General features: G+C 67.8%; 9 protein-coding genes and 1 tRNA gene. 3 read left to right on the forward strand and 7 right to left on the reverse strand.

The window, feature by feature from the left end; all coding sequences use genetic code 11:
* Positions 1-30 precede the first annotated feature (30 nt).
* The 3 genes from glmU to ACFO3A_RS09450 all read left to right on the forward strand — a co-directional run bounded on the left by glmU (position 31) and on the right by ACFO3A_RS09450 (position 4,996).
* On the forward strand, positions 31-1,482 hold the full coding sequence (gene glmU, locus ACFO3A_RS09440) for a bifunctional UDP-N-acetylglucosamine diphosphorylase/glucosamine-1-phosphate N-acetyltransferase GlmU (protein WP_377725856.1): 1,452 nt from the start codon (positions 31-33) through the stop codon (positions 1,480-1,482).
* Between the two features lie 5 nt (positions 1,483-1,487).
* A complete protein-coding gene (locus tag ACFO3A_RS09445; RefSeq protein ID WP_377725858.1) occupies positions 1,488-2,225 on the forward strand; it encodes a sensor histidine kinase in 738 nt (245 codons plus the stop codon).
* A gap of 86 nt (positions 2,226-2,311) precedes the next feature.
* Positions 2,312-4,996, forward strand: coding sequence for a bifunctional acetate--CoA ligase family protein/GNAT family N-acetyltransferase (locus ACFO3A_RS09450; protein WP_377725859.1), 2,685 nt, complete (start codon positions 2,312-2,314; stop codon positions 4,994-4,996).
* A 5-nt stretch (positions 4,997-5,001) separates the two neighbouring features.
* On the opposite strand, the gene ACFO3A_RS09455 is transcribed toward ACFO3A_RS09450, so the two are convergent.
* From ACFO3A_RS09455 to ACFO3A_RS09485, 7 genes are all read right to left on the reverse strand, one after another.
* Positions 5,002-5,076 (reverse strand) — tRNA-Arg (locus tag ACFO3A_RS09455).
* Between the two features lie 69 nt (positions 5,077-5,145).
* On the reverse strand, positions 5,146-9,189 hold the full coding sequence (locus ACFO3A_RS09460; RefSeq protein WP_377725860.1) for a translocation/assembly module TamB domain-containing protein: 4,044 nt from the start codon (positions 9,187-9,189) through the stop codon (positions 5,146-5,148).
* Positions 9,190-9,194: 5 nt separating this feature from the next.
* Complete coding sequence (locus tag ACFO3A_RS09465) at positions 9,195-11,030, reverse strand: autotransporter assembly complex protein TamA (RefSeq protein ID WP_377725861.1); 1,836 nt, start codon at positions 11,028-11,030, stop codon at positions 9,195-9,197.
* Positions 11,031-11,200: 170 nt separating this feature from the next.
* Positions 11,201-12,388 carry a vWA domain-containing protein gene (locus ACFO3A_RS09470; protein ID WP_377725862.1) on the reverse strand — a complete coding sequence of 396 codons (1,188 nt, stop codon included), beginning with the start codon at positions 12,386-12,388 and terminating at the stop codon, positions 11,201-11,203.
* A gap of 17 nt (positions 12,389-12,405) precedes the next feature.
* On the reverse strand, positions 12,406-13,008 hold the full coding sequence (locus ACFO3A_RS09475) for a GNAT family N-acetyltransferase (protein WP_377725863.1): 603 nt from the start codon (positions 13,006-13,008) through the stop codon (positions 12,406-12,408).
* 12 nt (positions 13,009-13,020) lie between these two features.
* On the reverse strand, positions 13,021-13,863 hold the full coding sequence (locus ACFO3A_RS09480; protein ID WP_377725864.1) for an AAA family ATPase: 843 nt from the start codon (positions 13,861-13,863) through the stop codon (positions 13,021-13,023).
* Positions 13,864-13,894: 31 nt separating this feature from the next.
* The gene (locus ACFO3A_RS09485; RefSeq protein ID WP_377725865.1) at positions 13,895-14,332 is read right to left on the reverse strand and encodes a DUF1841 family protein; all 438 of its coding nucleotides are present in this window, start codon (positions 14,330-14,332) and stop codon (positions 13,895-13,897) included.
* Positions 14,333-14,345: the final 13 nt, after the last annotated feature.

The raw sequence follows: 14,345 nt of genomic DNA on the forward strand, positions 1-14,345 counted from the left end.
CTACTTTTTATATTGTTGGTGGAGTCTGGTATGTCTGCAAACGCATGGCCTCTCGATATCGTCATCATGGCCGCCGGCAAGGGCACGCGCATGAAAAGCCGCACGCCCAAGGTGCTGCAAAAACTGGCGGGCCGCCCGCTGCTGGGCCATGTGCTGGCCGTGGCCGGGCAGTTGCAGGCGCGTTCGGCAGTGGTGATTACGGGGCACGGCGCTGCCGAAGTGGAAGCGGCCACCGCCGATGCCGCCAACGCTGCGGGCCAGTTCGACTTGAAATTCGTGCGCCAGGAGCCGCAACTGGGCACCGGCCATGCCGTGCAGCAGGCGCTGCCGGTGCTGGCCGACGATGGCGTGGTGGTGGTGCTGTCCGGCGACGTGCCGCTGACCCAGGCCGCCACCTTGCAGGCGCTGGTCGCGGCGGCGGGGGGCGACCGGCTGGCGCTGCTGACCGTGCGCCTGCCCGACCCGACGGGCTATGGCCGCATCGTGCGCGGCGCGAATGGCGACACAAATGGCGGCGTGCAGCGCATCGTGGAACACAAGGACGCCAGCGCTGCCGAGCGGGCCATCGACGAGGTCTACAGCGGCATCATGGCCGTGCCTGCCCGCCTGCTGCGCCCCTGGTTGGAAGGGCTGACCTGCGACAACGCCCAGGGCGAGTATTACCTCACCGACGTGGTCGGCATGGCCGTGGCCCAGGGCGTGCCGGTGGCCGCGCACTGCATTGCCGATGCCGTGCAGGTGGCCGGGGTGAACAGCCCGCAGCAGCTGGCCGAGCTGGAGCGTGCCCACCAGTTACGCCAGGCACAGGCGCTGATGGAACAAGGCGTGCGCCTGGCCGACCCGGCCCGCTTCGACCTGCGCGACCATGCCAACGGCACGCCCGCGCAACTGCACTGCGGGCAGGATGTGGAGATTGACCTGGGCTGCATCTTCACCGGCAAGGTGACGATCGGCGCCGGCGCCCGCATCGGCGCCTATTGCCACATCAGCAACGCCGTGATCGCAGCGGATGCGGTGATTCATCCCTTTACCCATATCGACGGGGAGCAGGCCGGTGCCAGCGTCGGCGCGGGCGCCCTGATCGGCCCCTTTGCCCGCCTGCGCCCCGGCGCCCAGTTGGGGCAGGAGGTGCATATCGGCAACTTCGTCGAGGTGAAAAACTCCACCCTGGCCGCCGGGGCCAAGGCCAACCATCTGGCCTACCTGGGCGATGCCACCGTGGGCGAGCGCGTCAATTACGGCGCGGGCAGCATCACCGCCAACTACGACGGCGCGAACAAGCACCGCACGGTGATCGAGGCCGACGTGCATATCGGCAGCAACTGCGTGCTGGTGGCGCCGGTGACGATCGGCGCGGGCGGCACCGTCGGCGGCGGCTCGACCATCACCAAAAGCACGCCCGCGCAGTCTCTGGCCGTGGCGCGGGGCAAGCAGATCGTGAAAGACAACTGGCACCGCCCGGCCAAGCAACCCAAGGCATAAACGCCATGACCGCCCTCCCCGCAGCGCAGGAACTGGCCCTGCTGCGCCAGCAGCACGAAGCTCTGCTGCGGGCCATCGCCCACGACCTGCCTGCGCCGCTGCGCCATATCCAGTCGTTTGCGCCCTTGCTGGTCGAATCGGTGCAGGAACTGGCGGCTGCCGCGCCCCATGCGCAGGAGGCGGCGGCCGATGCGCTGGAATTTGCCCAGTTCATGCAGCAGGGCGCCCAGCGCATGGGCCAGATGGTGCAGGCGCTGGCCGAACTGTCCCGCGCATCCCGCGCCACTCTGACCCCGCAGGCGGTGGACGCGGTGGCCTTGTGCCGGCAGTTGCTGCCGACGCTGCTGCTGCAATGCCCTCAGGCCGGAATCGACCTGCCCTCGCAGCCCGTCTGGCTGCAGGCCGATAGCCGGGCGCTGACCCAGGTGCTACAGCAATTGCTGGCCAACGCCTGCAAGTTTTCCGCCCCCGCGCCGCTGGTGCGCGTGCAGGCCGAACCCTTGGCGGCTGGCCGCTGGCGCCTGAGCGTGCAGGACAACGGTGTCGGCTTCGACCCGGCGCAGGCGGGGCAGCTCTTCCAGCCCTTTGCCCGCCTGCACCGCGAAAGCCAGTTTCCCGGCCTGGGCTGCGGGCTGGCCCTGGTACAGGTGCTGGCCATGCGCCACGGCGCCCAGGCCGGCATCACCGCCCAGCCGGGAGGCGGCTGCCGGGTGTCCCTGGACTGGCCGGGCGCCGACGCATAGCAGACTGCCAGACTCTGGCTTGTCGGAACTGTCTTGCGCAGGCGCTACAGTGCAGGTTGCTCTTGCTGAACTAAGGCCGTTTTTTTATGGACAAGCATTACCTGACCCCCCTGTTTGCCCCGCAATCCATCATCGTGCTGGCCGGGGACACCGATGCCCCCGACACCCTCACGCCCTACGGCCAGGCGCTGCACCAGATGCTGCGGGCCCAGCGCTTTACCGGGACGCTGACGTTCATCAACACCAAGATCACCGGCACCCTGGAAGACCTGGCCCAGGCCAAGGCCGATCTGGTTGTGATCGCCCTGCCGGAGGATGAGCAGTTGGCCGCCCTGGAACTGGTCGGACGCATCCGCTGCAGCGCCGCCCTGATTCTGTCCAGCGGCGTGGATGCCAACCATGCCAACGCCTTGCGCCAGGCTGCCGAACACGCCGGCGTGCATTTGCTCGGCCCCAATTCCCTGGGCCTGCAGCGCCCCAGCCTGCACCTGAATGCCGGGGTGATGGGACCGCTGGCGCAAGAGGGGTCGCTGGCGCTGGTGAGCCAGTCCGGCGCCCTGACCGCCTCCATCCTGGACTGGGCCGCCAGCAACGCCGTGGGCTTCTCCTCGGTCATCTCCCTGGGGCCGCACACCAGCCTGGGCCTGCCCGAGGCGCTGGACTTCCTGGCCAACGACGGACGCACGCAAAGCATCGTGGTCTATATGGAAGGCATTCAGGACGCCCGCAGATTCATGAGCGCCCTGCGCTCGGCGGCGATTGCCAAGCCCGTGGTCGTGCTGAAGGCCGGGCGCAAGCCCGCCGGCTCGGCGGCGGCGCTGACGCACAGCGCCGCCATCGTCGGCAGCGACGATGTGTTCGACGCCGTGCTGCGCCGCGCAGGCGCCGTGCGGGTCAATTCCTTCGTCGAGCTGTTTTCCGCCGCCAAATGCCTGGCCTCGCGCTACCGCCCGGCCAGCAAGCGCCTGGCCATCGTCGCCAACGGCGGCGGCCCCGGCGTGCTGGCTGCCGACTGGGTCAATGAACTGCACCTGGAGCTGGGCCGCCTGAATCCGGAAACGGCCGCGCAACTGGCTCCGAAGCTGCCGCCCCTGGCGGCCTTGAGCGATTTGATCGACGTTTCCGAATCGGCCCAGCCCGAGCATTTCCAGCAAGCCATCGAAGCCGCGCTGAACGACCCGCAGGTCGGCGGGGTGCTGGTCATCTTCTCGCCGCGCATCGGCGTGGACGGCACCGCCGTGGCCCAGGCCGTGGCCGAAGCCAAGCGCCGCGCCGCCAAGCCGCTGCTCACCTGCTGGATGGGCGACACCACCGTCGGCGCCGCCCGGGAAGTGCTGCGCAAGGCGCTGATTCCCACCTTCCGCACTCCCGAAGCGGCAGTCGGCGCCTTTGGCAACATCGCCAACTTCACGCAGAACCAGCAACTGCTGCAACAGACCCCGCCGCCGCTGACCACCCTGGCCAAACCCGATATCGCCGGTGCCCGGCTGGTGATCGAAAGCGTACTGGCCGAGCGCCGCCAGGTCCTCACCGAGATGGAATCCAAGACGCTGCTGGCGGCCTTCCACATCCCGGTCACGCGCACCCTGCTGGCCCGCAACGCCCACGAGGCGATGATGATCGCCACCCAGCAGGGCTTTCCGGTGGCGCTGAAGATCGACTCGCCGGACATCGCGCACAAATCCGACGTGGGCGGCGTGGCGCTGAACCTGCACAACGGCGAAGCGGTGCGCAACGCCTTCAACGACATGATGCAGCGCGTCAAGCGCATCAAGCCCGACGCCCGCATCAACGGCATCACCGTGCAGAACATGGCGCGTTCGCGCCGGGGGCGGGAAATCTACATCGGTCTGGTCAGCGACGACCCGTTCGGCCCCGTCATCACCTTTGGCGCCGGCGGCACCATGATCGAGCTGATCGACGACCGCGCCATGGAGCTGCCGCCGCTCAACCAGTTCCTGGCCCGCCGCCTGATGGAGCGCTCGCGCGTGTTCGAAACCCTGGGCGAATGGCGCGGCGCCACCCCGGTGAAGATGGAAGCGCTGGAGCATGTGCTGCTGCGGGTCTCGGAAATGGTCTGCGCCCTGCCCCAGTTGCGCGAGATGGACATCAACCCCCTGATCGTCGATGAATCCGGCGCCGTGGCGGTCGATGCCCGCATGGTGGTGGCCGAGCAGGCCCAGTCACTGAGCCTGGGCAGATACGGCCACCTGTCCATCCTGCCCTACCCCGCACGCTACGAGCAGATCTGGCCCCTGCGCGACGGCGGCGAATACCTGGTGCGCCCGATCCGGCCCGACGATGCGCAGATGCTCCAGACCCTGGTGAAAAGCCTCTCGCCGCAAAGCCGCTACTTCCGCTTCGTCTCGCAGCTGGCCGAGCTGCCCCCGGCCATGCTGGCCCGCTTCACCCTGATCGACTACGACCGCGAAATGGCCCTGGTCGCCGTCCAGCAGGAGCGCATCGTCGATGAAGAAGGGGAAGTGCAGGTCAAGGAACGCCTGCTGGGCGTGTCGCGCTACGTCACCAATCCCGACCGCAGCACCTGCGAGTTCGCCCTGGTGGTGGCCGACGACATGGCCGGGCAAGGGCTGGGTGCCCGCCTGATGCTCAGCATCATGGAAGTGGCGCGGGACAAGGGACTGGAGCAGATCGAGGGACTGGTGCTGACCAACAACCCCAACATGCTCAAGCTGATGCGCCGCCTGGGGTTTGAAATTCGCAGCTTCCCGGAGGACCCGGAGTTCCGCTTCGTCGTGCATCGTCTTTGAAGCGGTGGTCCCTCCGGCAGGAATCGAACCTGCATCTGACCCTTAGGAGGGGCCCGTTCTATCCATTGAACTACAGAGGGCAAGGGCTGCGATTGTAAGCGGCCCTTGCCCTCTGCTTTGCCTGCACGGGGCAGAACGTGTTTACGTTCTCAATCCTTGCGCCGGGTGTAGATCAGGTCCATGGCCGTCTGCTCGCCGGTCTGGCCGCGCAGGGTCAGGCGCTTGGTCAGGTCGTAGAAGATGAACAGCGTGCCCATGGCGCCGTTCAGGCTTTGCTCGTAGGACAGGTACAGGTCTTGCGAGATGCGCTTGCCCAGCGTCAGCGCTGCGCCTTCGGCGCCGTTGCCCGGGCCTTTGAAGCCCAGTTCGTCCAGGCCGATGTTGCCGGCCAGGTCGCCGCCGCTGCCACCGCCGCTCAGCAGCGCCAGCGCCGCTTGCTGGAGCAAGGCGGTTTCGGCCCCGCCGCTGGCCGGGTCGCGGCCCATGACGACCCAGGAGAGTTTTTCCGCATCGGGCATCACCGGGTCGGAGTAGAGCTGCACGCGCGGGGCGCTGGCGCTGCCGGCCACCTTGACCCCGGCCTGCACGGCAATGTTCGGGCGCAGGGCGATGATGTCCAGGCTGGGGTTGTCGTAGGGGCCGTTGAAGCGGATGGTGCCCTGCTCGATGTCCAGCGCCTGGCCCCAGGCGCGGTAGCGACCCCGGTCGGTGTGGATTTCGCCGGTGACGCGCGGGCCGCCGCGCACGGTGAGCTGGCCGTTCAGGCGCGTGGTCAGGCCGTAGCCCTGCAGGGCGAAGTCGGGGCCGAGGTCCAGGGTAAGGTGGATGTCCGGCTTGAGCGCGGCGCGAACCGAGCCTTCCGGAGCCGGCTCGCGGGCGGCCTTGCGGGCTTCCTGCGCCTGGCGTTCGGCATCCTGCTGGCGCTGGGCGGCAGAGGTGACGTGGACGTCATCGTCCAGGCCGGGGGCCGATTCGTCGGCCAGCAGCAGGGCGGCACGGTTGACGGTCAGCGCCCCGCGCAGGCGCAGTTGCGCATCCTGCATCTGCGCTCGCAGGGTGCCGCTCAGGCCCATCTGCCGGTCGGCCCGGCTGAGTACCTGCAGGTCTTCGAACTGGGCCTGGATGTCCATGTGCAGGCCGTTGCCGCCCGCTGCCGGGTCGTAGACGACAAAGCCGCTGCCACGCAGCTTGCCGCCCGCCTGCGGCGGCGGGGTGCGGTTGCCGCTTTGCCCCAGGACGCGGGCCTGGCCGTTGCCGCCGCCCTCCAGATAAAGCCGTTCGATATCCAGCCGGTTGCCGGCAAAGCGGGCCAGCAACTGGCCGTTTTTCAGATCCACCCCGTCGAGCAGGGAGGCAAGGCTCAGTTCCTCGGCCTGCAACGTCCCCTTCCAGGTCGGGGCGCTGCGCGTGCCGCCCAGGATGACGTCGCCGCCAAAGCTGCCGGCCACGCGCCACCCCGGCGGGGCGAAAGAGGCCCAGACGCCGACGTTGGGCAGCAGCAGCTGCACCGATCCGCTCAGGGGCGCCTGCGCGGGCCAGCGCCAGCCCTGGGCACCGTGCTGCAAGGGGCTGCGCACGTCGGCGTGGATGGTGCCGGCGCGTTCGGAGGCCCACAGCACCTGGGCACGCAGCTGGTTGCCATCTTCCAGCCCCAGCTGCGCCTGGAAGTGCTGCAGGCGCACGCGCCGCCCCCGGTTGGGCTGGCGCTGGGTCTGGCGGGTGTCGACAGCGCCGCTGCTGCGCACTATGGTGACGGCGGCGGCATCCTCGTCGGCAACGGCAATGCGCAGGTCGCCGCTCTCGCGCTCCAGCAGGATGTGCATTTGCGGCTTGCGGGCGCTGGTGTCGATGTTCCACTGCCCTTGCAGCACCAGATCGCCGCTGACGCCGGCGCGGGCCAGCACCGGGTCGTCCGGGGTGAACAGGTCGGCCCAGGCCAGGGGGATGCCGGTGATGCGGCCCTGGCTGCGCAGCGCGAGGGTGTCGGCGCCCAGGGTCAGCGGCTCCCACTGGATGTCGGCGCTGGCAACGCTGGCGGCGGCTTCCTGGGCACCGGCCGGAGGCGTCAGGGTCAAGCGGCCCGCACTGGCCTGGATGCGCCCGCCCTGCTGCTGGACGGTGACGGGTTCGGCCAGGGCCAGCCGCCAGTCGCCGCTGTCTGCCGCCGGGCGGGCACGCAGGGCAAGGGCTTCCCAGCGGGCGTGCCAGGACTGGGGCGTCCAGCCCGCTTGCAGGCGGGTGTCGATCTGCGCCTGCTGCTCGCCCTGGCGGGCCCGGGCGGTCAAACTGACCTGGAGCTTGTCCAGCGGGCCGTCCAGTTGCAGAGTCAGATCGTTTATTTCAGTAGCTGCTTGCGCAGGTGGTGCATAAACAATATGGGGTATTGTTGCTGAAAGCTTTATTTTCAGTGCGGTAGCAGCTATGGATTTTTCTGATTCCTGCGCTGTCGCGGGTGCCGGGGGCAACACGCTGCCCCAGCCGCCTTCCCAGTGCAGTTGCGCATCGGCCCGGCCTTGCAGGGGCAAGGCGGCATCGGCCAGACCGGGCAGGCGGCCCAGCCAGGCCATCAGGCTGGCGGCATCGGCCAGCGTGGCGTGCAACTGCCCTTGGCCGTCGTGCTGGCCCAGGGTGCCGGTCAGTTCCGCAGTGGCCCCTGGCAGGGTCAGGCGCGTGGTTTTGGCGCTGGCGAGCTGCTGGCTGGCGTTGTCCCAGGCCAGGGCGGGGCTGTGCAGCTGGGCGCCCCAGGCCTGGATGGCAAGGTCGCGCACGTCAAGATGCGGCGCCTGCCAGCGGCCCTGGGCCTGGGCGCGTTCCAGGCCCGGTGTGGCGGGCCGGGCCTTGCCTTTGGCGGCGGTGTCGGCAATGTCCAGGGTGAAGTCGATGGCCTGATCGGCCGTGGCCCGGGCAGTGAACGTGCCGCCCAGCGCCTGCCGGGGCAGGCTGGCCAGCACCCGCGCGGGGTTGAGGGCGTCCAGTTGCACCTGGGCATCGAGCGCCTGCGTCTGCGTGTCGAAGCGGCCCTGGGCCTGGAGCTGTCCGCCGTCCGACTTGCCGTTCTGGCCGGGCAGTTGCCATTGCAGCTGGCCCAGCGTCCAGACGCTGCCGTCCAGGCTGGCCTGGGCCGTGAGCCGTTGCAGTGGCAGGGCGGCCTTGTCCCAGGCACCGGCCAGGGGATTGCTGAAATCGGCCTGCACGCCCCACACGCCCTGGGCATTGGTGTCGATGCGCAGCTGCCCATTCAGGTCGGTGGGCGGCAGTTGGGGCGCGAACAGGGCCAGATCGACGTGCTGCAAGTCCACTTCGGCCCGGGGCAGCGGCTGCGGCTGCCAGGGGGCCAGGGTGGCGGCCACGTGGGCGGCCAGCGGGTTGGCCGCAGGGCCGTCGCTGCGAGCATCCACCGTCAATTGCAGTCGGGCATCCGGGCCGGCCAGGGTGCCCGCGAGCTGGGCGGTGGCCTGTAGTTGCAGCGGCTGCGCCAGTTCCAGCGCCGGGGCCAGGGTGGCTTGCACGCTGGCGTCCAGTTGCATGGGCGCTGCGCCCTGCAATTGCGCCTGGGCTTGCAGTTGCGCCTGCTGCGGGCCGTAGTTCAGGCCCAGCAGTTGCAGCCGGTGCTGCTGGCCGTCGTAGGCGTAGGTGGCGTTCAGGTCGCGCAGTTCGGCCTCGGGGCCGTCGCCCCAGGTCAGCAGGTCGATGCCCAGGGGCAGTTCGATGCGCAGCGGCAGTAGCAGGCTGTGCAGCGGTTCGGCGGGGCTGTCGTCCGGGGGCGCGTCGGGGTTGGCGCGGTAGTGGACGGCGGCCAGGTGCAGTTGCTCGACCTGCAACTGGCGGCGCAGCAACTGGCCCAGGTTCCAGGCGAGCGTCAGCTCTTTGATTTCGAGCTTGAAGCGCTCGGTGGACAGGCGCAGATCGGCGATTTCCCCCCCGAAGCGCAGGCTGCCCCTGGCCCCTGCCACCTCCAGCGCATAGCCCTGGGGCAGCCAGCGCTGGGCCAGCGCCAGGGTCTGCGGCAGGGACTGGTCGCGCCCACTCCACCACCACAGGCTGGCCAGGCCGGTGCCAAGCAGCACCGTCAGCAGGACGCAGGCGGCCAGCAGGCGGCGCAGCCAGCGGCGGCGCGGCGGTGCGGCGGATTTTTCCGTAGAAACGGCGGTGACGGCGGGGGTGTCCAGCCCAGGTTCTTGGCGCTCGTGCATGGCAATCAGAAGGTAAAGCCCAGCCGCAGGTGCAGGCGGATTTTTTGGGTTTTGAAACCATAGGCCAGATCGGCCTGCAGGGGGCCGACGGGGCTGTTCCAGCGGATGCCGGAACCGGCGCCGACAAAGACCTGCATCCCCTGCGCCGGCTCGTCGCTGACGCTGCCCGCGTCCATGAACACGGTGTGCTCCCAATCATTGCGGTTGCCCGCCAGGACGATGGGGCGCTGCCATTCCACGCTGCCCGCCAGCATGTAGCGCCCGCCAATGCGCTGCGCGTTGTCGGTGCGGGCGCCGATGCTCTGGTAGCTGTAGCCGCGCACGGTGGTGTCGCCGCCCGAGAGGAACAGCAGGGTCAGCGGAATGTCCGCGCCCTTGCGGGCCGTCACCGCCCCGGCCTGCGCCCGCAGCGCCAGGCGGGAGCGGCGCTTGGTGGCGGCATCGCGCTCGCCCATGGGCTGGAAGTATTGCCAGCGCCCCAGCGCCCGGGTGAAGGGGGTGCGCTGCGGCGTCAGGGTGGTGCCCACGCCCAGCTCGAACGCCAGGCCGTAGCCGCGCGTGGGGTTGGTCGGGTTGTTGAAGTAGCGCCCCGTCCAGCTGTAGTTGGCGGAAATGGCCGAGCTTTTCGGCGGGGCGTCGTCGCCCTGCGGGTTGGCCAGGTCGTAGCGCAGGAAATACTGGCGGTCGATCTTGTCCTCGTTCTTGCCGCGCCCGGCACTCAGGGCAATGCTGTTGGCCTGGTAGTCGGCCAGCTCGGCACGCTCCAGCTCGGCGCTGGTGAACCAGTTCCAGCCGCTGTCGTCGGGCAGGGAATACAGGCGGGTGGAGAGCAACGGGTTCTTGCGGTTGAGTTGCAGCTTGCTTTGCGCCTGCCAGCCCAGGCCGGGGACGCGGTTGTGCGTATGGTCGATCGACAGGCGCGGCCCGGTATCGGTACTCAGGCCCACGCCGTAGACCCATTTCTGCAAGGGCGCCTCGCGCACCTGGGCCAGCACGGGCACTTGCACCTCGGCCTGGCCTTCGGGCATCTGCTCGGTCTGCAAGGTCAGAAAGACCGAGTCGTACAGCCCCGTGGCGGCCATGCGCTGCTGCACGTCCAGCAGGGTCGATTGGCGGTACTCCTGCCCCACCGGCAGGCGGGCGGCACGGGTGACGCCCGCAGCATCGTAGCGCTGCCCGCCTTCGATCTCCAGGGGGCCGAAGCGCACCAGCGGGCCGGTGGCGTAATGGGCCTGCAATGCGGCCTGCTGCGTGTCGGCGTCGATATCAGCGCGGCTGGTGAGCAATTGCGCCGTGGGGTAGCGCTGCGCCTGCAGGCTGCGCAGGCCCTCGGCCTTGGCGCCGGCCCAGGCATCCTGGCTGAAGGGCTGGCCCACTTCCAGCGGCCAGTTGCGCTGCACCGCCTGGCGCTGCCAGCTGCCGGCTTTCTCGCCGTCCTGGGGGCTGGTGACCTGCACGTCCACGGCAGTGACGGTGGCCTGCTCGCCCGCATCCACCTCGATGCGCACCACGGGCAGGTCGGAAGAATCCCTGGGCGGGTTGTGCAGCTCCAGCTCCACCGTGGGGGCAAAGTAGCCCAGGGTGGCCAGCAGTTTGCGGATGTCGGTATCGGCCACGCTGATCAGGCGCGTCAGCTCCTGGCGGCGCAGCCCTTCCAGTTCACGGTAGCGGTTCAGCTCCAGGTGCGCTGCAAGCAGGTCTTGCGCCTCCTTGGGCCGGGCGTGGATCTGCAATTCGAAATTGGGCTGGCCCGTGGCCGTAGCCGTGGGCTTGGTCAACAGGCCGCAACCGGCCAGCAGCACCGTCGCCAACAGCAGGCCCAGGTGGGAGAAAAAACGCATAAGAACGTGTTCACGATCTCGGCGCGAAGGGGTGCAGGATGCGGATCGGGATGGGCTGCTAGGCGAAAACCGCAGCCATAGCGGTGCTATGGCGAGGATTTGCAACGACGCAGAGCGCCCGAGACCGCGACTGCACACCCGCGTGGAGATCGTGAACACGTTCTAAGCCCTCACTTCGAGAGTTGGCGCATGCACGCCTCCAGCCCCTGCACCGTGAGCGGGTACATCCTGCCGCCCACGAGCTGGTGGATGATGTCGATGCTCTGGCGGTACTGCCACACGCCTTCGGGTTCGGGGTTGATCCAGGCATGCTGGACGAAGGCATCGGTCAGGCGCTGCAGCCAGACCGCACCGGGTTCCTCGTTCATGTATTCCACGCTGCCGCCGGGTTGCAGGATTTCGTAGGGGCTCATGGTGGCATCGCCGACGAAGATCAGTTTGTAGTCCTGGTTGTACTTGCGGATGATGTCCCAGGTGTCGAACTTCTCGGCAAAGCGGCGGTGGTTGTTCTTCCAGACGAAGTCGTACACGCAGTTGTGGAAGTAATAGAACTCCAGGTGCTTGAACTCGGCCTTGGCGGCGCTAAACAGCTCTTCCACGCGCTGGATGTGGTCGTCCATGGTGCCGCCCACGTCCATCAGCAGCAGCACCTTCACGTTGTTGTGCCGCTCGGGAATCATCTGGATGTCCAGCCACCCGGCATTGGCCGCCGTGTTGCGGATGGTGCCGGGCATGTCCAGCTCCAGCTCGCCGCCCTGGCGGGCGAATTTGCGCAGGCGGCGCAGCGCCACCTTGATGTTGCGCGTGCCCAGTTCCTGCGTGTCGTCGTAGTCGCGATAGGCGCGTTGCTCCCACACCTTCACCGCGCTGCGGTTCTTGCCCGGCCCGCCGATGCGGATGCCCGCCGGGTTGTAGCCGCCGTGGCCAAAGGGGCTGGTGCCGCCGGTGCCGATCCATTTGTTGCCACCCTGGTGGCGCTCTTTTTGTTCTTCCAGGCGTTTTTTCAGCGTCTCCATCAGTTCGTCCCAACCCATGGCCTCGATGGCGGCTTTTTCTTCCGGGGACAGTTCGCGCTCCAGCAGCTTGCGCAGCCAGTCCTGGGGGATTTCCTGGGTCAGGTCGGTGAGCATTTCCACGCCCTTGAAGTAGGCCGCAAAGGCGCGGTCGAACTTGTCGAAATGCTTTTCGTCCTTCACCAGAATGGTGCGGGCCAGGTAGTAGAAATCGTCCAGGCTCCAGCCGTCCTGGCTTTTGGGGCCGACCACGCCCGCCTGCAGGGCTTCGAGCAGGGCCAAAAATTCCTTGACCGAAACCGGCAGCTTGGCGGCACGCAGGGTGTAGAAAAAGTCAATCAGCATGAATGGGCCTCGAAGGCTTATTGGGCGGGCGTATGCAGCTCCAGAAGATGGAGCAGATGGGCGCGGACATCCGGCCACTCGCCCTGGCGCAGGCTGTACATCACGGTATCGCGGATGGTGCCGTCACGGCGCAGCGCATTGCCCCGGATGACGCCGTCCTTCTTCGCCCCCAGGCGCTCGATGGCCCGCTGGCTGGCGAAGTTGTAGCTGTCGGTGCGCCAGCCCACGACGTGGCAGTCCAGCGCATCGAAAGCATGGCCCAGCAAAAGCAGCTTGCAGGTGGTATTGACGTGGCTGCGCTGCACGCTGCGGGCGTACCAGGTGTAGCCGATTTCCACGCGGCGCACGGGCGCCAGGATGTCGTGGTAGCTGGTGGTGCCCAGCACGCGGCCCGTTGCCTCGTCGATGACGGCAAAGGCAAAGCGGCTGCCCTCCTGGCGCATCTGCAGCGCGGTTTCGATGTAGGCGCGGGTGTCGTGCGGCTCGGGCACGCTGGTGACGCGCAGCTTCCACAATTGCCCGTCGGCAGCGGCGGCACGCAGCCCTGCCTCATGCTCCAGCCCCAAAGGCTCCAGGCGCACGCCGTTGCGGCGCAGGGTGACGGGCTGGACAAAGGCCATGGCGGTTTTCCTTTAGCGGTTGCGCTGGTTCATGAACACCAGCTTTTCAAACAGGCTGATGTCCTGCTCGTTCTTCAAGAGCGCCCCGACCAGCGGCGGCACGCTGATCTTGTTGTCCTTGCTGTGCAGCGCCTCGGCCGGGATTTCTTCGGCCAGTAGGAGCTTGAGCCAGTCGATCAGTTCACTGGTCGAGGGCTTTTTCTTCAGCCCCGGCAGCTTGCGGATTTCGTAGAACACCTGCATCGCGGCACTGAGCAGTTCGCCCTTGAGGCCGGGGAAATGCACGTCCACGATCTGGCGCATGGTGTCCGCCTCGGGGAACTTGATGTAGTGGAAGAAGCAGCGGCGCAAAAACGCATCCGGCAACTCCTTCTCGTTGTTCGAGGTGATGAACACCAGGGGCCGGTGCTTGGCGCGGATGAGCTGGCGCGTTTCGTAGCAGTAGAACTCCATGCGGTCGAGTTCGCGCAGCAGGTCGTTGGGAAACTCGATGTCCGCCTTGTCGATCTCGTCGATCAAGAGCGCCACCGGCTGCTCGGCAGTGAACGCCTGCCACAGCACGCCTTCCACGATGTAGTTCTCGATGTTTTGCGAACGGGCATCGCCCAGTTGGCTGTCGCGCAGGCGGTTCACCGCGTCGTATTCGTACAGCCCCTGCTGCGCCTTGGTGGTGGATTTGATGTGCCACTGCAGCAGCGGCATCCCCAGCGCCTCGGCAGCCTCCTCGGCCAGCATGGTCTTGCCGGTGCCAGGTTCGCCCTTGACCAGCAAGGGGCGCTGCAACTGGATGGCGGCATTCACGGCCAGCATCAGGTCGGGGGTGGCGATGTAGTTGTCGGAACCTTGGAATTTCATAGGGCAAAAAGTCAAGAAAAGTGAAAAACCATCAATCGCGCGTGGCGCGGCGTTGCACGGCAGCGACGTAGGCCGCGCCGTCGGGCGGCAGGCCGCTGCGCTGGCTGTCGGCCAGCATCTGGCCCAGGCACTCCATCGCCGCATGGTGGGCGTCGTGCAGGCCGCCGTCCAGGCGCCTGGAGAGCAGCTCCACCGCCTGGCGGATGCCGCGCGGCTGGTCGATGCTGCACTGCTCGCTGATCGACAGGTGCATGGACAGGTGCAGAAAGGGGTTGGTGCGCTCGGGCGTCAGGTCGTAGTTGCGGGCAATCGCCGCATCCACGTCGGCCAGATCGGCAAAGTATTCGGGATGCTCCTCGATCCACAGGCTGGCCAGCGTCTCGATGGCTTCCATCGGCGCGTTGGCGAGCATTTTGGAGCGCACGCCGCAAAAGAAGCGGCGCACATCGGCTTGGCTGGGTTGAAACATAGTCCGCCAGCGT

The organism is Comamonas nitrativorans (assembly GCF_042654765.1).
GTDB classification, from domain to species: Bacteria; Pseudomonadota; Gammaproteobacteria; order Burkholderiales; family Burkholderiaceae_C; genus Comamonas; species Comamonas nitrativorans.